This window comes from Novosphingobium decolorationis (assembly GCF_018417475.1).
GTDB classification, from domain to species: Bacteria; Pseudomonadota; Alphaproteobacteria; order Sphingomonadales; family Sphingomonadaceae; genus Novosphingobium; species Novosphingobium decolorationis.
The window spans coordinates 168,117-191,199 of record NZ_CP054856.1 but is presented as its reverse complement, the minus strand read 5'-3'; the positions used below and the strand labels follow the sequence as shown (position 1 = coordinate 191,199).

Here is a 23,083-nt window from a genome sequence, read left to right as displayed (position 1 = left end):
CCTGCCTCGGGCGCAAGGCTGTCAAGAGCCCCCGCCCTTGCGCCGGACGTGTCAGGGAATGAGGCGATCCTCGCGCAACTTTGCAAAGAGATCGAAGAACGCCTCGTCGGTGGCCTCATACCCGGTGAAGCCCAGCTTTCGGCTCTTGCCCATGTCGGTGACGACCTCGATGGGACGCCCCAGGTCAGCATCGGTGTGCCAGGGGGAGGCCAAGCGTGCGAGGTCGCTTTCGACAAGGCCATGGCGCGCCGCGATATCGGTCCAGATGTCCGCGTCGTGCGCCATCTGCTCTTCCAGCGGGCGCACGGTGCCATCGAAGGGCGCAGCCTCGATGCCGAACCACTGCGCGATCCGCTCCCACATCCAGCTCCAGCGAAAGACATCGCCGTTGACGATGTTGAAGGCCTCGTTCGCCGCAGCAGGCGTGGTCGCGGCCCAGACCAGCTGGCGGGCCAGCTGGCGCGCATCGGTCATGTCGGTGAGGCCGTTCCACTGCATGGCCGATCCCGGGAAGGTGAAGGGACGCCCCGCTTCGCGGCAGATCGTGGCATAGACAGCCAGCGTGGTACCCATGTTCATGGCGTTGCCCACGGCCTTGCCGATCACCGTGTGCGGGCGGTGGACCGACCAGGTGAAGCCATCCCGCTCGGCCGCGGCGAACAGTTCGTCCTCCTGTGCATAGTAGAAGTTCTCGACATCGAGCCGTCCCTGGTCCTCACGGAAAGGGGTCTTGGGCAGGTGGCCCTTGCCGTAGGCCTCGAACGGCCCGAGATAATGCTTGAGCCCGGTCACCAGCGCCACGTGCCGTGCGCCGTGGGCGGGAGGCAGCGCGGCCAGCAGGTTGCGCACCATCGCGCCGTTCACACGGATGTTTTCGGCCTCGCTGTCCCGGCGCAGCCAGGTGGTGAGGAAGACGGCGTCGGGATGGATGTCCGTCAGCGCGGCCTTCGCCCCTTGTGCGTCGAGCAGATCGGCCGCGACCGGCGCCACGCCGTCCTGTTCCTGCGGGCGGCGGGCGAGGCCATGGACCTCCCAGCCTTCGGCGACGAGCTGGCGCGCCACGGCGCTGCCGGTAATGCCAGTTGCGCCCACCACGAGTGCAGTGCGGGTCATGCAATTCTCCGTTTCTCAGCTTTGCAGGTTTACCTTGGCCCCCGATCTAGGCAGGAACGTGCCGAGCTTCCAGAAGGCACCATTTCGGGACATAGGCACCAGGAGGTAACCACCCGTGCAACCGGGCACACCCGAGGACCAGTGGCGCGAGGATTGCGCGCCGCGCCGGGTCCTTGAACTCTTCGCGACCAAGTGGACCAGCATGGTCCTGCACACGCTCCACGCCCGCCACGAAGGGGCAGCGCGCACCGGCGTGCTCTTGCGCAGCCTTCCTGGAATCTCCAAGAAGATGTTGACGCAAACCCTTAGGGATATGGAATATTCTGGTTTGATATCACGCCACGTCCAGGGCACGATCCCACCCGCGGTCGAGTATCGCCTGACCCCGCTCGGCCTGCGCTTCGTGGAGCCGGTCGAGTTGCTCTATGGCTGGGGGCGCGACAACGCCGACGCCCTCGACGAATTAAAACAAAGGCCGACTTCGCGCCGTTAAGCGCGCGTCCGTTGCCACCTACGAAAGACGTTCCCATGCGCCAGGTTCTCCGCCAGCACCCTGCCCTTCGCGACGATATCGGTGATCTCACCACGCGCCGTCCGCTGCCGAGCCGCGATCTGCCCCAGCTCGATCCGTTCCTGTTTCTCAACCACCATGGCCCGCAGGTCTACGCCCCCGGCAACCATGGCCTCCCCTTCGGCCCGCACCCCCACCGCGGCTTCGAGACGGTCAGCTTCATCCTGAAGGGCGAGATGGCGCACCTCGACAGCGGTGGGCACGAAAGCGTGATCGGCGAAGGCGGGATCCAGTGGATGACGGCAGGCTCAGGGCTCGTCCACGCCGAGATCAGCCCGGAGAGTTTCAAACAGAGCGGCGGCCCGCTCGAGATCCTGCAGCTGTGGGTCAACCTGCCCGCCCGCCTCAAGATGACGCAGCCCTCCTACACCGGCCTGCAGCGCGCGGACATTCCGGCCATCGCGGTACCAGGCGGAACGGCGAACCTGATCTCCGGCGATTTTGAAGGGCAGAAGGGTCCCTATGCCTCGCTCACTGGCGTCGCGATGATGACGGTGGAACTGGAGCCTGGGGCCAGCCTGACGCTTCCCGCGCCCTCGGCGCGCACGGTGTTCCTCTATGTCGTCGCGGGCGAGCCCGTGGTCGGGGGCACTGCGTGCCGGGAAGCGCATCTCATCGAGCTCGATCAGGACGGTGATGCCGTCGAGGTCTCGACGCACGGCCCCGTAACCCTGCTTTACGGACACGCCGATCCCATCGGCGAACCCGTCGTGGCGCATGGCCCCTTCGTCATGAACACCCGCGAGGAAATCCACGCCGCGATCCAGGACTATCAGGCGGGCAAGTTCGGCGCGATTGCCGGGTAATTTACCGGCATACCTTCAACGCAGACGCCGCCTGTCGAGCGCGATCCCGGCGAGGTTCTGCCCTCGCCGGATCCAGCGCACACGCAGCGAAGGGCCTCCCGCGACGAGTTCGCGCAAGCGCGTGGCGTGGGGCTCTCGCCCCGAACCACCGTCCAGCACGGCCTGCGCCTCGTTCACCACGGCCAGCGCATCGCCGAGCAGGACCACGTCCTCAAGGCCGATCCGGCAGGCCAGATCGAGCGCCTCCAGCAGCGCCAGCCACTCGGCATCGAAGCTACCGCCCTCACCCATGTCGTCGAACAGATGCGCCTCGCCGCGCACCACGACCGCCGCCTCCATCCGACCGGGGTTGGGACGGCAACCACCGTCGAAATAGATCTTGGTCCTGCCACCTGCCATGCCGCCCTTTACCGCGTAGACCGCGCGTGCGCGAGCCCCCTCTTCCAGGGTCGCCGAATGCGGATCGGGCCAAGTGCAACCTAAAGAAAGAAGCATTTTTCAAGGGGCCATCGCCCCTTGACCCCAAAATCGGCGACCTCGCCTTTCTCAGCCAGCGCGGCGCGTGAAAGGTGAGCTAGACGGGATGGGGAGCCCGAGGGCGATGACCCTCGAAAAATTCCTTATTAACTTGAAATATAAAATTCAAACACCTGAAAAATATATATTTTAAATCTATCCAAAGACCCCTTGGAGAAACCACGCCGGGACACCCCCGCGCCCGTCGCCGACAACGCCGCTGCGGTAGATCCAGTAGCGGCGACCTGTGGCATCCTCGATCCGGTAATAGTCGCGCAGGCGCACGGCACCGCGTTCGCGCCACCATTCCGGGGCGATGCGCTCGGGTCCTTCGGAGCGCAGCACATCGTGCGTTGCGCCCCGCCAGCGGAAGCGTCGGGGCAGGCCGTCCGGGGTCTCGTAGATCACCGATATCGGCTCAGGCTTATCCAGCATTTTCAACGGCCTGATTTTGAAATCGGATACACCTTGCGAAGTCTTGAGGGGAGCCAGAGGCTCCTGCCAGCGCTGCGCGCGCTCGGGCATGTGGCTGGCGAAGGGAACCGGGCGACGCACCGCCTCGGCCCCGAGGCGCACGGTCAGGCGGTCTACGCAAGCCGCAAGACTGGTTCCGCGCGCCTCGCCTTCCTCGCCCGCCTGTTCGAGATCGCCCTGGGCCAGGTCGAGCGGCTCGCACCAGGGCGCGCGCAGGCGCACCATCTCGATCCCGAAGCCGGCATCGACATCCTCGATCCGCCGCGCGAAGAGCCCCGCCAGATGCGCGGCCGTGCGCGAGGGCGCCGCCATCTCGACCTTGCGCACGACAAGTTCGCCATCCACTTTCCAGAGGCCCAGTTCGAGCCGCCGTGCCCCTTCCCCCCGGCCTTCCAGCACGCGCTCCATATCCCCCGAGAGATCCCGCACCACTTGCTCCAGAAGGGCCAGATGGCGGATCGGTTCGAGCAGGCGGCGCTGGACAAGCGGGGCGTGGGTGACAAGCACGGGCAAGAGCGGCTCGGGCACGCGACCCAGCAGTTGGTCCATGCGCATGAGCGGGTTGGCGCTGGCCGAACGGCGGTTGCGAAAGCGCCGCACCAGCGCGTCGCGCGCCACGCCGTCCAGATCCCCCAGCCGCTTGAGCCCGAGCCGCCGCAGCACGGTCAGCACGTCCCCGTCGAGCCGAAGCGCCGCCACGGGAAGGCTGGCGAGGCGCTGGACCGGATCGTCCCCTTCGCGCAGGATCGCCCCGTCCGGGCCATGGTGCGCAAGCGCCCAGGCGGCTCCGGCCGTGGGCGCGATGGCCATGCGGGTCGCCAGCCGGCGGCGTGCAAAGGCGGTGCGCGCGTCGACCAGCAGCGCCTCCTCGCCCCCGAACAGGTGCGCTACCCCGGTTACGTCGACCAGCAGGCCATCGGGGGGATCGAGCGCCGACCAGGGGCCCCAGCGCAGCGCCCAGCCCGCAAGCTTTTCCAGAAATGCCAGGTCCCCCGCCGGGTCGGACGGGGCCACGGCAAGGTCAGGACAGAGCGTCCGTGCATCGGCCAGCATCATGCCCGCCTGTGCGCCCGCGGTGAGCCCCGCCGCGTTGGCCGCAGCAATGCGCGGCCCATGCGCGGTCTCGGCGATCAGCGCGAGCGGGCGGGCATCGGCCCCCTCCCCTTCGGCGAGACCTTCGCCCAGCCGCCAGCGGTCGAGCGCCAGAACACGTAGCCAGATGCCGAGGATACGGCGGGAGGAAGCTCCTTCCAGCATGGCGGCTCAGGCCCCGCCGCCTCCCTTGGCACGCGCCAGGGTGTTCTGCAGTTCGGGAGCCGCGCCGCCGGTTTCGGCCACCAGCCGTCCATCCCCGCGCAAAAGCCACTGGCCCGGAGGATGGCGCCGCGCGCGAAAGAGTTGCGCCTGCCAGCTCGGCGCGCCGGGTGCATGCGCGTTCCAGCGCGGCGCAAGCGATGGCGCGGAGGCAACCTCCCAGCGCATCCGCGCCGAAGACAAGTCGCGCCGGGCATCGAACCGCACCAGCCAGAACGGCACACCGTGGCGCTCCGCGGCAAGACCAAGACGGCGCGAGGCGGTCATGTCGAGCGCGCGCGGATTGCCCGAAATCTCCCCGATGACGAAGGCAAGGTCGCGGCAGCGCAGCCCTTCCTCAAGCGCGAAGAGCGCATCTTCCGGGCTCTTCACGGCGACGTGGATCAGGCGGTCGCGCAAGCTCTCGGGAAGCCCGGCCCGGTAAGGGCGTCCGCTGCGGGCCAGGGCCTTGCGATCCTGCACCCAGAGCCACATGCGCGTATCGGGCGTGTCGGCCAGCGGATCGGGCGCGCGGGCCTGCTGGCGATCAAGCGCAAGGGCAAGGGCCAGCGCGGCGCCCGCGCCCTCATCGCCCGAAGCGAAGATCTCACCATGCGCGGTGGCTTCCCCTGCCTGTCCCGGCGTCCATCGCGCGCCCTGCTGCTCGCCCAGACGGGTGGCGCCAAGCTCGGTGGCGGTCGGCAGGGACAGGGGCGGATGCGAAGTCATGGCAGAACACCGTTACGGGAACAATGTTCTTATTATGTTCTCATTTAGGCGCGTTTGCAATCGCCTTGCTGTGCGCAAGGATGTGGAGATGCGTGTGGATAACCTGTGCGCACACTTGGGATATCGCCACCGCGATTTCCCTCCCCGCACGAAAAAGGGGGCGCCGAAACGCCCCCTTTTCCTGTTTCGAAACCTAGTGCGCAGGCTCAGTCGATCGGCGGGACCGGCTGCGGCGGCGCATCGGCGTCGCTCTCGTGGACCTCGACAAGGCCGCGTCCGACATGGCTCTTGCGGTAGCCGTAGGCGAAGTAGACGATGAGCCCGATGCCGCCCCATACCGGCAGAACCATCTTCGATTCAAACGGCAGGTTGAGGAACAGGCCGAAGCAGCCTGCGGCCGCCAGCGGAGCAACCACCCATACCAGCGGCGTGCGGAACGGACGCGGACGGTCGGGCTGGGTGCGGCGCAGGATCAGCACGGCCAGGGCCACCATGAAGAAGGCGAACAGCGTTCCCGAGTTCGAGATGTCGGCCAACTGGCCCACCGGCAGGAAGGCCGCGAAGAAGGAGACAGCAACGCCGGTGATCATGGTCACGATGTGCGGGGTCTTCCACTTGGGGTGGATCGAGGCCAGCTTCTCGGGGAGAAGGCCATCGCGCGCCATCACGAAGAAGATGCGGGTCTGACCAAAGAGCATGATCAGGATGACCGAGGGGAGCGCCAGGAAGGCGGCCACGCCGATGAGGTCACCCACGCGCTCCCAGCCCACCGCGCGCAGCACGTGGGCCAGCGCCTCGCGCGAGCAGACGAGCGGCTCGGTGCCGGCGGCAACAAGGCTCTTGCACTGGTCGGCCAGCATCGAGGTGCCGGGCGCCAGGATCTCGCCGTTGGGGCCCGAAACCGGCTGCGCGCCGATGGCGCCGATCGCGCCTGCGGCAACCAGCAGGTAGAACACGGTGCAGATCGCAAGACTGCCGATCAGGCCAATGGGCACGTTCTTCTGAGGGTTCTTGGTCTCCTCGGCCGCGGTCGAGACCGCGTCGAAGCCGACATAGGCGAAGAAGATCGAGGCCGCCGCGCCCACCGCGCCAAGGCCCGCGCCCTGGCCGTTGCCGAACCAGCCGTTGGGCATGAAGGGCTCGAAGTTCTCGCCCTTGATGACAGGCAGCGTGAGGACGATGAAGACCGTGAGCGCGGTCACCTTGATCGCCACGAGCACGGCGTTGACGCGCGCGCTTTCCGTGGTGCCGACCATCAGCAGCGCGGTCACCAGCAGCGCAATCAGGAGCGCGGGCAGGTTCACGATACCGCCCGCATAGGGCCCGACCGAGATCGCATGGGGCAAGGTAATGCCCCAGCTGTTGAGAAGGCCCACGAAGTAGCCCGACCAGCCGACCGAAACGGCGCTGGCGGCCACCGCATATTCGAGGATGAGCGCCCAGCCCACCATCCAGGCCAGCAGTTCGCCCATGACCGCGTAGGTATAGGTGTACGCCGAGCCCGAGACCGGCACCATCGAGGCGATCTCCGAGTAGCACAGGGCCGCCACGCCGCACACGACAGCGGCGATGACGAAGGCCCACATCATGCCCGGCCCCGCCTTCTGCGCGGCCTCGGAAGTGAGAACGAAGATACCGGTGCCGATGATCGCGCCGACGCCCAGAAGCGTCAGCTGGATGGCCCCGAGCGAGCGATGTAATGATTTCTTTTCCGCCGTCGCCAAAATGGCGTCGAGCGGCTTGACGCGTCCAAACATGCGTGGATCCCTGAATTCGCTGATGGGCGCAAGCTAGTCCAAGGCGCGCGCAAGGCAATAGCTGCAAGCGCCATAAGGACGGCCTTTGAACAGGAATCCGCGCAAAACATGCCATTTGCGCCAAGTTTCACCTCCCGCTAGGAGGCGCAGCACATAACGGGCACACCAAAGGAGAGGCCATGTCCACGACGTTCCAGCTCGACACGGCGACCAGCCGTGCCCATCCCACGCCCGCGCCGATGAAGCGGCTGACGATCCCGGCCATCCGCGCCCGCAAGGACGATGGCGTCACGACAGAGCCCATCGTCATGCTTACCGCCTACACCGCGCGCCAGGCGCAGCTGCTCGATGCGCACTGCGACCTCCTGCTCGTGGGCGACAGCCTGGGCCAGGTGATCTACGGCCTGTCCTCCAGTGTGCCCGTCACGCTGGAGATGATGATCAACCACGGCGCCGCCGTCGTGCGGGGCAGCTACCACGCCGCGGTTGTCGTCGACATGCCGTTTGGCACCTACGAGCAATCGCCCGAGCAGGCCTTTGCCAACGCGGCCCGCCTGCTGAAGGAAACCGGCTGCGCGGCGATCAAGCTGGAGGGCGGCGAGGCCATGGCCGAAACCGTCGCCTTCCTGACGCAGCGCGGCATTCCGGTGATGGGCCACGTCGGCCTCACCCCCCAGGCGGTCAACGTGCTAGGCGGCTACAAAGCGCGCGGACGCTCGGAAGCCGAGGCGCAGAAGATCGTGGACGATGCCAGGGCGCTCGACGCGGCCGGAGCCTTCGCGGTCGTGATCGAGGGCGTGGTCGAGCCCATCGCGATTGCCGCCACCAAGGCCATCGCCTGCCCGACTATCGGCATCGGCGGCTCGGCGCAATGCGATGGGCAGGTGCTCGTGACAGAGGACATGTGCGGCCTGTTCGAGCGTGTGCCCCGCTTCGTGAAGCGCTATGCCAATCTCGCCGAGGAAATCGAGACCGCGGCGGCGACGTACGCAAGCGAAGTGCGCGCGCGCAGCTTTCCCGGACCCGAGCAGACCTACCAGCCCCGCAAGAGCTGAGCGGGTCTCCTCTCACCCGGCGTTCGGCACGTCGTCCAGCAGCGCTTCGCCCTCGGCGATGAGCGGGGTCTCTCCGACCATGCTGCGCGCCTTGGCGAGAAGCGCGCGGGCGGTGCCGGGCGCCTCCTCCGAAACGGCCAGCGCAAAGCCGAGCGCCTGCGCGGCGTCCGGGCTGAAGCGCTGGAGGCGGTAGGCCGCCTGCGCAGCCTCGCGCGCCTCTTGCCTATGGCCAAGCCCCGTCTCGACGAGGGCCAGGTCGCAGAGCAGGCGCACATCGCGCGCGCCGCCGTTCTCGCGCAGCCAGGTCAGGATCGCGCGTGCGCGCAGATAGTCCCCGCTCGCCATCGCCAGCCCGGCCGCGGCGCGCAGGGCGCTCCGGCTCTGCGGGCTCTGGTCGAGATAGCCCTGCACCAGACCTTGCGCGCCCTTCGGATCGCCAGCGAGGAGAAAGGCCTCCACGCGGCGGCGGAACAGGCCGGGGGGCATGCGCACTCTTGTCGCAAGGGCATAACGTTCCTGCGCGGCGGCAGGATGGCCCAGTGCCAGTTGGACATCGCCAGCGAGCGCCTGGCTGTCGAAGAATCCGGGCCTGTCCTGGCGCATCGCCTCGGCGGCCCGTTCGGCCGCACGCCCTTGCCCTTCCGCAAGCAGCCGACCGATAGGCCCACCCCGTCCGACAACGCGCAGCTGCGCCTGCGCCGGGCGCGCGGCGCGGTCGAGCAGTTCGCCGGCCTTCTGGCGATTTCCCAGGACCTCGTAAGCCCGCGCGACCTGCGTAAGCAGGTAGGGCGAAGCCTCGTCGCGGGCAATGTCCGGCCCGAAACGCATCGTTGCAAAACGGAGCTGCCCAGCCTCATAGATCGCGCGGGCGAGCAGGTCCTTGGTGCGGCGGCTGTCGGGCCGCTGGCGCAGCACCGCCTCGAAAGCCTCGATCGCGGTCTGCGGATTGCCGAGCGCCAGTTCCGCCACGCCGCGAAGCTGCTGGACACCGGGCACCATATCAAGCTGGCCCTCGGTGTGCGTGAGCAGGCTGCGCGCCAGTTCGAAGTTTCCGGCGCGCGCGGCGATCACCGCCTGAAGGTAGTAAGCCTGCGGGTTGCCGGGCATCAGTTCGAGCACCCGCCGCGTAACCGTCACCGTCTGCGCCGCGCGCCCCAGGTCGCCCAGCGTGGCCGCGTAATCGAGCAGGAGCGACACGTCCGAAGGCGCTGCCATGATGCCCTTCTCGAACCACGGCAAGGCACCCGCAAGGCCATAGCGATCGCGCACGAGCTGCCCCTTGAACTGCAAGGCCCGGGCGTTGTGCGGCCCCAGTTCCAGCGCATGGTCGGCCGCGGCAATGGCCTCCATGTGGGCCCCGCGCACGTAATCCAGCCGCCCCATCTCGACCCACAGCTCCGGGTCGTCCGGGGTGAGCGCGCGCGCCTTGGCGAACGCCGCCTGCCCCGCCTCGAAATGGCCCGAAAGCTGCTCGAGGCGGGCCAGCGCGCGCCAGCCACGTGCGGCGCTGCCAGGCGCAAAGCCACCCTCTTCCAGCCAGGACCGTGCCTTGGCAAGCTGCCCTTGCGCGAGGTAGGCCTCGCCCATCCAGGCCGCGACCTCGCCGCGCGGGGCGCCATTCCCGAGCGCGGCGCGCAGTTTCATTTCGGCCGCAATGCCATCTCCGCGCGCAAGCGCCGCGCGCGCCTCTCCGATGAGGGCGGACGGGGCCACCGGCTCCTGCCCGCGGCCCTCACCGCTACCGGGTAGCGGGCACAGCACCAAAAGCGCCGAAACCAGCGCGGCACGCCCCCACGTCCCTCTTCCCACCGTCATCGGGCCATCAGGGCTGCAGGTCGTACTGCTTGAGAAGATCATAGAGCGTGGGACGGCTGATCCCGAGCATCTTGGCCGTACTCGAGATATTGCCTTCACTGCGCGCCAGGGCATGGCGGATCACCTTGCGGTCGGCCTGTTCACGCGCGGTCTTGAGGTTGAGCGCATTGATGACCTGCTCGTCGGGATCGGCCAGATCCAGGTCGCTGGCCGAGACGAGCTTCTCGTCGGCCATGATCACCGCGCGCTTTACCCGGTTCTCCAGCTCGCGCACGTTGCCCTGCCAGGGCCAGGCATCGATCGCGGCCAGAGCATCGCTGGCAAAGCCGCGCACCTTGGGGTTCATCTCGGCCGCATAGCGCGCGAGGAAGGTCTTGGCGAGCAGCGTCGCATCGCCGGGGCGCTCCGCCAGGCTGGGAATGCGCACGACGATTTCGGCGAGGCGATAGTACAGATCCTCGCGGAAGCGGCCATCGGCGATCATCGCATCGAGATCCTGGTGGGTGGCGCACACGATGCGCGTGTCGACCGGGATCGATTCGCGCGAGCCCACCCGCTCGATCACGCGCTCCTGCAGGAAGCGCAGCAGCTTGACCTGCAGCTGGAGCGGGATGTCACCAACCTCATCGAGGAACAGGGTCCCGCCCCCGGCTTGCTCGATCTTGCCGGGCGTGGTCTTGACCGCGCCGGTGAAGGCGCCCTTTTCGTGCCCGAACAGCTCGCTTTCCAGAAGGTTCTCGGGGATCGCGGCGCAGTTGATGGCCACGAACTCGCCGCGCGCCCGGTCGCTCGCATCGTGCAGGCCGCGTGCGAGCAATTCCTTGCCGGTCCCGCTCGCCCCCAGCAGCATGACCGAGACATTGGTGTTGGCGACGCGTTCGATGGTGCGCGCAACCTTGAGCATCTCGGGCGCAGCGGTGATCATCCGCCCCAGCACCTTCTCCTCCTTCTCGACCTTGGAGGACAGGCGCCGGTTCTCTTCCTCCAGCCGGTGGAGCTGGAGCGCACGGCGCACGATGAGGCCCAGTGCATCGATGTCGACGGGCTTCTGGTAGAAGTCGTAGGCCCCGCGCGCGATGGCGGTGAGCGCGCTTTCGCGCGCACCATGGCCGCTGGCGACGATGACCTTGGTGTCGGGCTTGAGCGCCATGATCTCGTCGAGAACCGCGAAACCCTCGCTCGTTCCATCGGGATCGGGTGGCAGCCCCAGGTCGAGCGTCACCACGTCGGGTGCCTCGGAGCGCAGGAGGGCAAGCGCCGAGGGACGGTCCCCCGCCACGATGACCTCGAAGTCCTCATAGGCCCACTTGAGCTGCGCCTGCAGCCCGGCATCGTCCTCGACGATGAGGAGCTTGGGCAGCGACTTTGCGGCAGTATCACTCATCACGCGACTTTCTGATCATTCTTCGTGAGGTTCTGGTAGAGATTGGTCGCCTCGCTGAGCGGGATACGCACGACGAAGCGCGAACCCAGCCCCTCGCGCGATTCCACGTCGAGCCGCCCGCGCATCGCGCGCACCAGTTCGCGCGCCTCGTACGCGCCGATCCCGAAGCCTCCGCTCTTGGTTGACACGAAAGGCTTGAACAGACCGTTGCGCACGAACTCGGCAGACATGCCACAGCCGGAATCGAGCACCTCGAAACGGGCATGGAGGCCATCGGCGACGACCGAGAGGAAGACCGGGCTGTGCGGATCGCTTGCATCGATCCCGTTCTGGACGAGATGAACCAGAACCTGCTCGAGCGAATGGCGGTTGGCGGTGATCGCCAGGTCGGGCGAATCCACCGCCACGAACTGCGCGCTGCTTGCAAAGCTCGTTCCGACCGAGGCCAGTACGTCGCGGGTGCGAATGTTCTCCAGCTTCTCGACCGCGCCGGTGCCATAGCGCCCGAGCCGGGCGATCAGCGCGTTCAGCTTTTCCGAGGAATTGCGCAAGGTCACCAGCATGTCGGCGCGAAAGGCCGGTTTGTCGGCGTGCAGTTCGGCGTTGCGGGCGAGCAGGCTGAACTGGCTCGCCAGGTTCTTGATGTCGTGCATGACAAAGGCAATGCGGCGGTGGAAGTCGTCGAACCGGTTGGCCTCGGCCAGGGCAGTCTGGCTGGCATTTTCCGCAAGGTAGCTCGCCACCTGCTGGCTGATGACGCGCAGGAGATCAAGGTCCTCCCAGTCGAAGGTGCGCGCGAACTGCGGCCGGGCAAGCACCACAAGGCCGACCAGGCGCTCGAAGTGGACGAGCGGGATGACCGCCCAACTGCGCGCATCGGCAAGGAGCCACTCCGGGATCTCGAATGCCGTGTCCGCTCCCGGGGCTGCGCTGCGGCCGCGCACTTCGTCGAGATCGACAATATAGCCGGTGCGTTCAAGGTAAGACTGGCCCTGCAGCGACATTGCGACCCCCGGCACCTCGATCTCGGGCCAGTTCCAGCGTGCTGCGAGCGTCATTTCGCCCTGCTCACCGGGTGCGAGGAGAAGTCCTGCGGGGCTCTCGAAGAGGTCCGCCACCGACTTGACCACGCGTTCGCCCAGCGGCGCGGCGTTCTCACCCCCGCTGCCGATGGTGCGGGTAAAGCGTAGCCATTCCTCGCGGTAATCGTAGCGGTGCTGGAAGAAGTGCTTGGCCAGCGTTACCTTGAGCCAGCTGCGCAGCTTGCGCGAGGGCAGGACGACCAAGGCAATCGCGCTGGCGAGGGTCAGGAAGGCGAGTTCGAGCAGGCGCGCGAAGTTGCCCCCCGCATAGGACAGCCACTGCGCAACCGCGACCATACCCACCAGATAGGCCCCGATCACCAGCAGCGAGAAGGTCTGGAACGTGACCGCACGCGAAGGGCGGATCTTCAGTTCGTCCCGGTTGGCCGCGACCGAAAGTCCGATGAACATCGCCAGGATCACCGTCGCCACCGCACGCAGGGCCGCCACTTCGCGCGGCCAGGACCCGGCGAGGTATGAAATCGTGTAAAGGTTGAGGTCAAAGGCCCACAGCACGGCGAGACCAATCGTCGGCCAGCGAAGCGCCGGGCGCGCATCGTGCGAACAACCCGCGTAGAGATTGTGGACCAGAACCAGCCCCCCGACTGTCACCAGGAGCCGGAACAGGACATTGAATTCGAAGGCAAGACTTCGCAGTTCAAGCGGCAGCGGCAAGGTCCCCAGCCCATAGTCGATGCCCAGATGCAGCAACTCGACAAAGCACAGCGCCATGACGACAGGGCGGATCGGCGCCAGCGTGGTGTCGCGTCCATCGCCGCCGAACAGGCGAAAGACGACAAGGAGCCAGCCCATGTTGCGCGCGGTCTCGCACACCGATGCCAGGATCGGCGGCACCGTCCCGACCGCAACGGCCGCGACCGAAAGGCTCCACAACGAGGTCAGGACCAAAGCGACGAGCGCGGCCCCGCCTGCCCCGGCAAGCCGGTGACGGCGCGGCCACAGCGAGAGGCCAACGGCCGCCGTTGCAATGGCGCCGGTCAGGTCGAGCGCAATCGCGATCGTGGTCCAGATATCGGGACTGTCCCAGGCCATCATCGGGCTCCCTCGCTCCAGATCACGACCCGCAAGGTCTGCAACAGGATCAGGAGGTCGAGGAAGGGCGTGTAATTCTTCGCGTAATAGAGATCGTATTCCAGCTTGTTGCGCGCATCCTCGACCGACGCGCCATAAGGATAGTTGATCTGCGCCCATCCGGTAATTCCGGGTTTGACCATATGGCGCTCGGCAAAGAAGGGAATGTGCGCTTCCAGGTCGGCCACGAACTCGGGTCGCTCGGGCCGGGGCCCGACGAAACTCATCTCACCTTTAAGAACCGTCCAGGCCTGCGGCAGTTCATCGATCCGCACCTTGCGCAGGAAACGGCCAAGCCGGGTAATACGGGGATCGTCCTTGGTCGCCCATTGCGCCCCCGCCGCTTCCGCATCGCTGCGCATCGAGCGCAGCTTGATGACATCGAAAGGAACACCGAACAGGCCGACACGGGACTGGCGGTAGAAGGCCGGTCCCTTGCTGTCGAGCTTCACCAGGAGCGCAAAGACCAGGACCACCGGGCCGGTCAGGAGCAGGACGCACGAACTTGCAACAATGTCGAAAAGACGTTTGACGGCGCCGGAAACGGCCCGCCCCGACGAAAAGCCATCCGAAAAGATCAGCCAGCTGGGATTGACCGTGTCGAGGTCGATCCGGCCGGTCTCGCGCTCGATCAGGCTGGAGAAATCGTTGACGTGGACGCCGGCGGTCTTGATCCGCAGCAGGTCCTTGAGCGGCATCGCGTTGCGCCGCTCCTGCAGCGCCAGCACGACCTCGCTAACCCCGAGGCTCTCGACGAAGCGGGTAAGGTTCTCGATCTCGGCGCGCGGGGTCGCCCCCTCCACGCAGGGCGCGCCCTCGTTCATGTCGACGAAACCGGCGACCGCGAAGCCGCTTTCCGGACGCCTGGAGAGCACCTCGATACGCCGCGCCCGCGCGCCCGAGCCCAGTACCAGGACGCGGCGCCGAAACACGGCGGAGCCGAAGGCGGCGTGGAAGAAGAGCCGGTTGCCCATCAAGAGCACGATTGCCAGGCCCATCGAGTAGACAAGGGTGGAGCGCCAGAACTGCTCGGTGGCGACAACAAAGTCGACGAAGGCCAGCGCGATCACGCCCAGCGAGACCGCGACGAGCAGGCGCGCAGCGGCAAATCGCATGGAACGAAGCGCCTCCGACGCGTAGACGCCGACCGAAACCATCGCGAGGATCATCACGGCTCCGAACGCTCCGTGGGCGGCCATACGCGCCAGGAGCGAGCCCATGTCCATACCGATCTGCATCGCCCGCAAGCGCCAGGACAGCTCGTTCGCCACTACGAGCAAGGCGAAGTCGACGATACACAGCAGGATCACCGCGTAGGGGATGTAGTGTTTGAAAAGCCGGACCATCGCCTCGGGTCGCTATCCTTGCGCACGTTAACTCATGTGACCTCAGCTTAACCCCAAGGCGTAAACTGTCGGTAAAACTAACACACCTCTACCGGCCAGCCCGCTGGACACAAGGACGCAAATCCCGGATCATGGTGCCTTCAGAGCTATTCCTCGCCCGAAATGTCGGCCCGTTTTACAGAGACGAACGACGCGAGGAAAGGCGCTCGGCGCGCCTACGGGACCGGCTGTAAACCATGTGCTAACCACGAGAGGAAACCATGGTGTTACCCGCCCCACGGTAGAGGCCGCGCTGCCATGACAGGAATTCGCACCAGCCGCGCGTCAGCCGGTAAACTCTCGCTCAAGCAGACCTCGGTACACTTCGCCGCCATCACGCTCGTCGCCACGGGCTTGCTGGCCGTGTTCGCCGACGGCGAGCGCAGCAAGGCGGCGCTCGCTGCCGCGGCCGCGCACGAAGCTGACGCGGAGGATGCGATCGGCGAGGCCGCAAAAGGCGCAGCCAAGAACCTCATCAAGATACGCCCCCGCCGCGATACGCCCGGGCAGTTCGGCCCGGATCCGGTGCGGCGCCCCGCCCCTTCGGGCGCGATGGCCTATGCCCAGAGCGACGAACTGCGCCATGAGCCCGGCTACGAACCCGGCCCGGACCTCCTGGCCACATCCCCCCTCGCGCGGTCGGCACCTCCGGCCAATCTGCCAGCGGGCATGACGCTTGAGGAATGGCTGGCCCTGCATGAAGAGGAGCGCGGCGACCTGCCCGCCATTCGCCTTGGCCCCGATGACCTGCGGGTGATGGGTGCCCTGCCCTCATCCGGCCAGCCCGCCGGCTGACCGAACACCCGCCTCACGCCGCGGCTACTTCGTACCCAGGATATCAAGCGCGGTGAGCGTCAACGTCTCCGCACCCGAGCCGATGACCTTGTCCGCTTCGGGCGCCCAGAACGCGCTGTGGAGCGAGGGCAAGGGCGGCCCACCTTCCTGCGCGGCCTTGTAGGCAGCCTCGGGCACGCCGCCGACCCAAAAGATGATCGACTTGATGTTCTCCTCGTCGGCACGGCGGTATTCGCCAAAGTCCTCCCCGCCCATCACGGACGGAAGTTCGCCGACCTTGTCGGTCCCCATCTTCGCCTGGAGCCGGCCCAACGTTTCTTCCGTAAATTCCGGCGAGTTCCAGGTCGCCCGGGTATAGAGCTCCTTCCAGCTCACCTCGGGCAGGTCCTCTTCGGGAACGCCGGCGGCCAGCGCTTCGCCGCGCGCGATCCGCTGAATACCCTCCAGCAGCTTGGCGCGCGTTTCGTCCGAGTAGCTGCGCACCGTCAATTCCAGCTTGGCGCTGGAGGAGATAACGTTGTGCTTGGTGCCTGCGTGGAACGAGCCGACGGTCACCACGACCGGGTCCTTGGGGTCGATCTCGCGGGACGCAAGCGTCTGCAGCTTCATGACGATCGAGCTCGCCAGCACAATCGGGTCGATCGTGGTGTGGGGATAGGCCCCGTGCCCGCCGCGCCCCTTGACGAGGATGTCCACGCTGTCGACATTCGCCAGCGCCCAGCCCACGGCCGCGCCGACCTTGCCCGCTTCCATTCCCGCCGAATCGTGAAAGGCCAGCGCATAGTCCGGCTTGGGAAAGCGCGAATAGAGGCCGTCCGCCAGCATCGCGCGCGCACCGGTCCCCATTTCCTCGGCAGGCTGGCCGACCATCACGAGCGTGCCCGACCATGCCTCGCGCCGGGCCGCGAGCAGCCGCGCGGTCTCGATCCAGGCGGTCATGTGGGTGTCATGGCCGCAGGCGTGCATGATGCCACTTTCCACCCCGGCGGTGGAGACCCCCTTCATCTTCGAAGCGAAGGGAAGCCCCATCTGCTCGGTCACGGGAAGGCCATCCATGTCGGCGCGGATAAGGACCGTGGGGCCCTCGCCGTTGCGCATGACTGCGACGATACCGGTACCACCCACACCCTCGGTCACCTCGAATCCGGCCTCGCGCGCGGCCTTGGCCATGATCCCGGCGCTGCGCGTCTCCTGCATCGAGAGCTCCGGGTGCGCGTGCAGATCACGGTAGATATCCATGAGCGCCGGCATATCGGCCGCGATAGCCTGCGCGACCGCGTTGTCCCCCTGTGCCGCCACAGGTGAGGAGGTTACGCCCAGCGCCGTTCCGGCGGCGAGGGCCAAGCGAAGCATGTCAAGATGTCCCATAGACGCAAGGCTATGGAATGCCCTGTAAAAGGCAAGGGCTCATAACGCTATGGGAAAAGGCCGTCCCCCGGCAGATGCCGGTGTGGTGCCCCTGGCCCGACTCGAACGGGCACGCCTTTCGACAAACGATTTTGAGTCGTTCGCGTCTACCATTCCGCCACAGGGGCACGGGATGAAGGCCAGACGCTTAGCCGCAGCCATCGGCGCATTCAAGAGGCCAATGCGCGAATACCCACCGGGACGGGCATTTGCGCCGGTCCAGGTCTTTTTCTCAGAATTCCCAATCGAGTGCGACGTGGAGCAACTGGCTCTTCATTGCGCCCTTGCGCGATCCGAACGAGCCGATCTCGAAGCGCGGGCCATCTTCCCCTGTGGCATACTGCCAGCGCAGCTTGATCTTTTCGGCGTCCGCTTCGGGAGCCGGTCCAAGCTCGACGCGCTCGGTACGTTCCCGAGTATTCAAGGGCTTGGCGGAAAGGGAAAATCCACGAAGGTCGAGACGTGTGTCCGGCGGTGGGACGCGTGCCGAAGAGGCGGCAAGCGCCAGCGGAACCACGCCCTTCGCGACAGGCTCTCCCGCATGAACAGCGGCGGCCGGGACACATGCCCCGAGGCCAAAACCCAAGCAAAGGACGTTCCTGATCGCCATTCCATCTCCCCGGACCAGCTCTACGTAAGTACCACGTAGAAACGGCGTGGGGAACACGACAGTTCCCGGCAAGTCCGGGCAAAGCACGAAAGGGTGCCCCGGAAAGGGGTACTAAGCCCCCATTTCCAGCGCCTTGAGCCATCCGAAAAAAATCGCTGCGCCCGATACGAAAAAGGGCGGCCAAAGCCGCCCTTCCCCGATCCGGATCATCCGCGAAGCTCAGCTCTTGAGCGAGTTCGCAAGGATCTTGTGAATGCGCGAATGGAGCACGTCGTTGCCCGCCAGGATCTGGCTGTCGCAATAGGGAAGCGAGCGGCCCTTCCAGTCGGAAACGAAGCCACCAGCCTCGCGCACGAGCAGACAGCCCGCCGCCGTATCCCACGGCTTCAGGTCGGCTTCCCAGAAGCCCTCGTAACGCCCCGCAGCAACCCAGGCGAGGTCAAGTGCAGCCGAACCGAAGCGACGGATGCCCGCCACCTGCGGTGCAAGCGCCTGGTAGATGCGCGACCATTCCGCGACATTGCCATGCCCCTGGAAGGGAATGCCCGTCGCGATCACGCTCTCATCAAGGTGACGGCGCGACGACACGCGCAGGCGCGCATCATGGAGCCAGGCACCCCGGCTCTTCTCGGCCCAGAAGCTCTCGTCGGTGATCGGCTGGTAGATCAGCCCCGCGGTCACTTCGCCCCAGCCGCCGTTGATCGACTTGTTGCCGTCCAGGCGCGGTTCCTGCACCGCGATCGAAATCGCGAAATGCGGAATGCCGTGAAGGAAGTTCGTGGTGCCGTCGAGCGGATCGACGATGAAACGCGGCTTGTCGGGATCGCCCTCGATCGAGCCGCCTTCCTCGAACAGGAAGCCCCAGTCCGGACGGGCTGCGCGCAGCTCGTCCCAGATGGTACGCTCAGCGGCGCGGTCAGCCTTGGAGACGAAGTCGGACGGCCCCTTGCGCGAGACCTGGAGATGTTCGACTTCACCGAAGTCACGGCGAAGTCGGCCACCAGCCTTGCGGGCAGCCTTTTCCATGACGCGGATGAGACCGGAAATTGCGGCCATAACCTTTACTCTGCTCCTACTGCCGGCCGGGCCGGCACATCAATTTTCAAACGCGCCGACCTCACCCGAACGATCGGGTGGTCAGCGCTCGTTGCCCGCGCTCGCGCCTTCGGGCTGGTAACCGCAGACCAGGGCAATGGCTTGCAGCAACTCGCCAGGCTTGTCACGGTGAACCTTGTCGGCATTCTTGGCGATAAGGCCATCCACCGAAGTCCCGATCTTGCCCAGCGCGTTGTTGTAGAGACAGCCCACCAGCGCGTTCTTGACCGGCTCCTCGACCTGCTCGGAGCGCAGGGCAGAGACCATCACGTTGAGATAGAGGACCGCGTTCTGGACGTCTTCGGCCTTGGGCTGGGCCGGAGCGGCGTCCTGCGCTGCCACGCCGACCGGCAGGGCCGAAAGGGACAGGGCAGCGCCGAGCGCCAGCTTGTGGAGGTTGGAACGCAGCTTCATGATCAGTCCGCCTTTCGCACGTAGGCCTTTTCGTAAACGTCAACGACGATGCGCGTACCGCTTTCGATGTGCGGCGGCACCATCACGCGAACGCCGTTGTCGAGAACAGCCGGCTTGTAGCTCGACGAGGCGGTCTGCCCCTTCACCACGGCGTCGGCCTCGACGATGACGGCCTCGACCTGTTCAGGCAGCTGCACCGAGATCGGGCGCTCTTCCCACAGTTCAAGGGCAACCTGCATGCCGTCCTGAAGGAAGGCTGCGGCATCGCCAAGAAGATCGGCGGGAAGCTGGATCTGGTCGTAGGTCTCGGTGTCCATGAACACCAGCATGTCACCCTCGGCGTAAAGGTACTGGAAGTCCTTGGTGTCGAGGCGCACCTTCTCGATGGTGTCGGCGCTGCGGAAGCGCACGTTGGTCTTGCGGCCATCGATCAGGTTCTTCATCTCGACCTGCATGTACGCACCACCCTTGCCGGGCTGGGTGTGCTGCGTCTTGGCCACCTTCCAGATGCCCTTTTCGTATTCGAGAATGTTGCCGGGACGAATGTCGACGCCGCTGATCTTCATGGAAACCTGCCTTCGATGGGAAAGAGCTGAGCGAAACAGATCCGGACCTCTACAGGAGAGACACACCGTTTCGCAAATCCCGCGCCCCTTAGCCGAGGCAGACGGGCATGGCAATTGCCTCGCTGCGGTGCTAGCGCGGCTGTCATGAACCGAGCCGCCCTCTCCCGCCGCCTTGCGCCGGCGATCCTGTGCCTTGCTGCGTCCCTCGCCCTTGCCGCGCCACTCAGTTCGGCGGGCGCCGACAGCCCGGAGCCGCCGCCGGTTCCGGGTGGCAAGATCGGCACGCTCAAGATGGGGCGCTACGCCTGCGAACTGCCCGGCGATGCGGGCGGCCTGATCGGCGAGCCGGTGCCCGAATACGACTTCACCATCGTCAATGCGTCCAGCTATCTCGCCAAGGGCGTGCGCGGAAGCTACCTGCATACAGGTACCGACGTGGTGATGACGGGCGGCGTCTTCCGCAACCGCCGCTTCACGCGCATCAGTGCGGGTTTCCTCGAAGAAACGGGCCCCGGCCCCGAACCTGAAGCAGGTGCGATGCGCTGCATCCTTGTGCCCCGGCGCTGAGGGCCAGCTTCCTGATCCTGCAACCCTGACGGCAAAAGCGCACAAGGGCGTGCAGCCTTTTGCGCATCGGACCATTTCCTCCCCCAAGGCGACGCGGCCCCGGTTCCTCCGGCCCCGCCAGACAAAGGGGATCGGGAATGACCGACAGGATCAGGATCGGAGTGCTCAACGACGCAGCGGACCTGCGCGCGGACGAGGATGACGATTCGCCTGCCAGCCACGACATCGCATTCTGGCTCGATCGCGAGATCGCGGCCTTGCGCAGGCGCGGTTGCGCCCTCCCCGACGTGGAAATCGTGCATGCCTACGCGCTGGGCCTGCCCGGCGGCACCGGAGCCGCGGTCGAGGACGCCTGCCATCGCCTGATCGACGACGGCGTAGCCCTGATCGTGGGCCCCTTCGTCAGCGACAACGCCGCCATCGCCGCGCGCGTCTACGAAGAGCGGCGCGTCCCCGCCCTGATCTGCTCCCACGACGAGCACGCGCGCACGCGCCATGCCTTCCAGCTCCAGTCAGGCGGCGCCGTCGATGAGGCCGCGCGGCTTGTCCAGCACCTGGCCGCCAGCGGGCGCACTCGCCCCGTGGTCCTGCACGAGACATCCCGCCTCGGGGAACGTCTGGCCAAGGCATTCCAGGAAGAGGCCGCAATCGCGGGTCTGGCTCCGAGCGCCAGCGTAGCTGTGGCACCGCAGGCCGGAGCGCACGAAGTTGCGGATACACTTGCCCCGGCCCTCGACGATGACGGCGCGCGCCCGGATGCGCTGATCTATCTGGGGCGCACAGTACCGTCACGCGAACTGTGCGATGCGATTACCCAGTCGGGCTATGACGGCTCCTGCCTGCTCAACCTCCTTGCGGCCCGCAGCGCCGCGACGCCGCACGCTCCTGCACGCCCAGAAAATCTCGAGGGGTGGCTGCACCTGTCGCTCGTCTCCGAGCGCAATCCGCGCTTCCGGGCGCTTCAGGACGAATTTCCCGATGCCCGCGCACACCACGACACGATGGCCCGCGACCACGATCTGGCACGCCTGGTCGCCCATGCGCTTGCGCGCGCGCCATCGCCTACCCCTTCAGGTCTGCGGCTTGCTCTGGAGCAGGTCCGCCTTCTTCCCGCGACGCAGGGCGAGGAAGGGACTATGCTGGGCCTGGGCCCGCTTGCGCGTGCGGCCCTGCAGGGGCCCTACCTGACGATCCGGCAATGGAAGGCGGGGGACAGCGTGGCAATACCCGAAACCTGAACTAGACGGGCCCCTCGGCCGAGGCGCCCAGAACCGGGGGCGCGGCAAGGACAGGCTCCAGGCCCTTGGCAGCATTGCGGAGCGGCAGGATTGCCCCCCGGAAGGGACGCACGCAGTTCCGGCCTGCGTTCTTCGCGCGATAGAGCATCTGATCTGCCCGCCCCATGGCGGTCACAACCCCGCGGGGCGAGGTCCGGTCCACTTCCGCCACGCCGACACTCAACGTGACGCTGAGCGCCTTTCCACCCGCTGTGAACGGCTCTCCAGCCACGGCCTCGCGTACCCGGTCTGCCACATCGATGGCGCCCGCGAGGGACGTCTCGGGCAGCAGAATGGCGAATTCCTCGCCTCCGATGCGCCCGACCAGATCCTCGCGGCGCCCCTGCATGTCGAGGATCTGGGCAATCCCGCAGAGCACCTCGTCCCCCGCCAGATGCCCATGGACATCGTTGACCTGCTTGAAGTGATCGACGTCCAGGAGGAGCAGCGACATCGCCCGGTCATGGCGACGCGCGCGCTGGATTTCGGTCTCGGCCCGCGCGGTGAACGCACGGCGATTGAGCATTCCGGTGAGATAGTCGTGGTCGGCCAGATCCAGGAGCTGACCCACGTACACGGAAATGCGCCGCACCATCGGGCGAAAGATGAAGAGCGCCTCGAACGTCAGGGTCAGGAGTACGATCGCAAGGATACCCCACTGGATCCGCTCCATCTGCTGCGCGCGCAGTTCGCTGACCGACTGGTGGATCGCGACCACTTCCTCAAGGCCGCCGAGCAAGGGCCCGCGCGAGAGGACCGACAGGGTACGCAGGTTCCCGATCTCGTCGGCAGCCGCGGCCCCATGTCCTCCCCGCGGGAGGGCGATTTCCGCTTCCGCCGCATCCAGAAAACGCCGAGCCAGGCGGTCTATTTCGGCAGGTCCGTAATAAACGTCGTGCAAACGGCGCTCGGCAACGGAAGCGCCTTCCTTTCTGGAAGCGAGGCGGACGAGTTCGCGGTGGGCATCGGCAAACTGGCGCACGGCCGTCTCGAGCGGTTCGCGTACCTCCTCGTCGCCCCGGTGCAGATCGTCCGCAAGGGCACTGATGCGCTGCGAGAGCATACGCTGACGCCCGCTCATGTTGATGATCGCCGCGGCGCCCTCGTTCGCCCGCAACGTCTCCGTGAGGACGAAGTGCGAAACGATGCTGAGGAGTGCGATCAGCCCCAGCGCCACGACATAGCGTAACGTGAGACTGCGCGGTGTAACCTGCGACATCTGCAACCAACCCCCGTTCAAAATCGAGGGGACAGTGCCCATGAAGGCTTAACAACAAGTA

21 protein-coding genes and 1 tRNA gene are annotated in these 23,083 nt (G+C 66.4%); 6 read left to right on the top strand and 16 right to left on the bottom strand.

The genetic code is table 11. The features are described from left to right. Positions 1-51: 51 nt before the first annotated feature. A complete protein-coding gene (locus HT578_RS00935) occupies positions 52-1,113 on the bottom strand; it encodes an SDR family oxidoreductase (protein WP_213501591.1) in 1,062 nt (353 codons plus the stop codon). Between the two features lie 115 nt (positions 1,114-1,228). Between HT578_RS00935 and HT578_RS00930 the strand changes: the two genes are divergently transcribed. Continuing rightward, complete coding sequence (locus HT578_RS00930) at positions 1,229-1,606, top strand: winged helix-turn-helix transcriptional regulator (RefSeq protein ID WP_213501588.1); 378 nt, start codon at positions 1,229-1,231, stop codon at positions 1,604-1,606. Positions 1,607-1,641: 35 nt separating this feature from the next. After that, positions 1,642-2,490, top strand: coding sequence for a pirin family protein (locus HT578_RS00925; RefSeq protein ID WP_213501586.1), 849 nt, complete (start codon positions 1,642-1,644; stop codon positions 2,488-2,490). Positions 2,491-2,505: 15 nt separating this feature from the next. Here the strand turns inward: HT578_RS00925 and HT578_RS00920 are convergent, their stop codons facing one another. From HT578_RS00920 to HT578_RS00905, 4 genes are all read right to left on the bottom strand, one after another. Then, the gene (locus tag HT578_RS00920; RefSeq protein ID WP_213501584.1) at positions 2,506-2,889 is read right to left on the bottom strand and encodes a reverse transcriptase-like protein; all 384 of its coding nucleotides are present in this window, start codon (positions 2,887-2,889) and stop codon (positions 2,506-2,508) included. A gap of 273 nt (positions 2,890-3,162) precedes the next feature. Next, the gene (locus HT578_RS00915) at positions 3,163-4,737 is read right to left on the bottom strand and encodes a DUF6504 family protein (RefSeq protein WP_213501582.1); all 1,575 of its coding nucleotides are present in this window, start codon (positions 4,735-4,737) and stop codon (positions 3,163-3,165) included. A 6-nt stretch (positions 4,738-4,743) separates the two neighbouring features. Continuing rightward, positions 4,744-5,502: a hypothetical protein gene (locus HT578_RS22100; protein ID WP_239026421.1), complete on the bottom strand. Its 759-nt coding sequence runs from the start codon at positions 5,500-5,502 to the stop codon at positions 4,744-4,746. 206 nt (positions 5,503-5,708) lie between these two features. Continuing rightward, positions 5,709-7,259 (bottom strand): amino acid permease, encoded by a 1,551-nt coding sequence (locus tag HT578_RS00905; RefSeq protein ID WP_148626517.1) that lies wholly within the window; start codon positions 7,257-7,259, stop codon positions 5,709-5,711. Between the two features lie 179 nt (positions 7,260-7,438). Here HT578_RS00905 and panB point away from each other — a divergent pair, with 179 nt between their 5' ends. Further along, positions 7,439-8,314, top strand: a complete 876-nt coding sequence (gene panB / locus HT578_RS00900) for a 3-methyl-2-oxobutanoate hydroxymethyltransferase (RefSeq protein ID WP_213501580.1) — start codon at positions 7,439-7,441, stop codon at positions 8,312-8,314. A 12-nt stretch (positions 8,315-8,326) separates the two neighbouring features. Here the strand turns inward: panB and HT578_RS00895 are convergent, their stop codons facing one another. From HT578_RS00895 to HT578_RS00880, 4 genes are all read right to left on the bottom strand, one after another. After that, positions 8,327-10,027, bottom strand: a complete 1,701-nt coding sequence (locus HT578_RS00895) for a tetratricopeptide repeat protein (protein ID WP_239026420.1) — start codon at positions 10,025-10,027, stop codon at positions 8,327-8,329. Positions 10,028-10,136: 109 nt separating this feature from the next. After that, complete coding sequence (gene prsR, locus HT578_RS00890; RefSeq protein ID WP_213501576.1) at positions 10,137-11,513, bottom strand: PEP-CTERM-box response regulator transcription factor; 1,377 nt, start codon at positions 11,511-11,513, stop codon at positions 10,137-10,139. Next, the gene (gene prsK / locus HT578_RS00885) at positions 11,513-13,651 is read right to left on the bottom strand and encodes an XrtA/PEP-CTERM system histidine kinase PrsK (RefSeq protein WP_239026419.1); all 2,139 of its coding nucleotides are present in this window, start codon (positions 13,649-13,651) and stop codon (positions 11,513-11,515) included. The genes prsR and prsK overlap by 1 nt, the downstream gene beginning before the upstream one ends. Next, positions 13,648-15,033, bottom strand: a complete 1,386-nt coding sequence (locus HT578_RS00880) for a TIGR03013 family XrtA/PEP-CTERM system glycosyltransferase (protein WP_213501574.1) — start codon at positions 15,031-15,033, stop codon at positions 13,648-13,650. Before HT578_RS00880 ends, prsK begins: the two co-directional genes overlap by 4 nt. Positions 15,034-15,330: 297 nt before the next feature. On the opposite strand from HT578_RS00880, the gene HT578_RS00875 reads away from it, so the two are divergent. Then, a complete protein-coding gene (locus tag HT578_RS00875) occupies positions 15,331-15,867 on the top strand; it encodes a hypothetical protein (protein ID WP_213501572.1) in 537 nt (178 codons plus the stop codon). Positions 15,868-15,891: 24 nt separating this feature from the next. On the opposite strand, the gene HT578_RS00870 is transcribed toward HT578_RS00875, so the two are convergent. The 6 genes from HT578_RS00870 to efp all read right to left on the bottom strand — a co-directional run bounded on the left by HT578_RS00870 (position 15,892) and on the right by efp (position 19,959). Further along, positions 15,892-17,220 (bottom strand): amidohydrolase, encoded by a 1,329-nt coding sequence (locus tag HT578_RS00870; RefSeq protein WP_213501571.1) that lies wholly within the window; start codon positions 17,218-17,220, stop codon positions 15,892-15,894. Between the two features lie 98 nt (positions 17,221-17,318). After that, positions 17,319-17,402, bottom strand: a tRNA-Leu gene (locus HT578_RS00865). A gap of 104 nt (positions 17,403-17,506) precedes the next feature. Further along, positions 17,507-17,860, bottom strand: a complete 354-nt coding sequence (locus HT578_RS00860; RefSeq protein ID WP_213501569.1) for a hypothetical protein — start codon at positions 17,858-17,860, stop codon at positions 17,507-17,509. Between the two features lie 243 nt (positions 17,861-18,103). Continuing rightward, positions 18,104-18,940 (bottom strand): inositol monophosphatase family protein, encoded by an 837-nt coding sequence (locus HT578_RS00855; protein ID WP_039393966.1) that lies wholly within the window; start codon positions 18,938-18,940, stop codon positions 18,104-18,106. 81 nt (positions 18,941-19,021) lie between these two features. Continuing rightward, positions 19,022-19,393: a hypothetical protein gene (locus HT578_RS00850; protein WP_239026418.1), complete on the bottom strand. Its 372-nt coding sequence runs from the start codon at positions 19,391-19,393 to the stop codon at positions 19,022-19,024. A gap of 2 nt (positions 19,394-19,395) precedes the next feature. Continuing rightward, on the bottom strand, positions 19,396-19,959 hold the full coding sequence (gene efp / locus HT578_RS00845; protein ID WP_039393973.1) for an elongation factor P: 564 nt from the start codon (positions 19,957-19,959) through the stop codon (positions 19,396-19,398). 144 nt (positions 19,960-20,103) lie between these two features. Between efp and HT578_RS00840 the strand changes: the two genes are divergently transcribed. Continuing rightward, a complete protein-coding gene (locus HT578_RS00840; RefSeq protein WP_039393974.1) occupies positions 20,104-20,526 on the top strand; it encodes a hypothetical protein in 423 nt (140 codons plus the stop codon). Between the two features lie 137 nt (positions 20,527-20,663). Further along, positions 20,664-21,764, top strand: a complete 1,101-nt coding sequence (locus tag HT578_RS00835; RefSeq protein ID WP_213501567.1) for an ABC transporter substrate-binding protein — start codon at positions 20,664-20,666, stop codon at positions 21,762-21,764. 1 nt (position 21,765) lies between these two features. Here the strand turns inward: HT578_RS00835 and HT578_RS00830 are convergent, their stop codons facing one another. Next, positions 21,766-23,022: a diguanylate cyclase gene (locus tag HT578_RS00830; RefSeq protein WP_213501565.1), complete on the bottom strand. Its 1,257-nt coding sequence runs from the start codon at positions 23,020-23,022 to the stop codon at positions 21,766-21,768. Positions 23,023-23,083 lie beyond the last annotated feature (61 nt).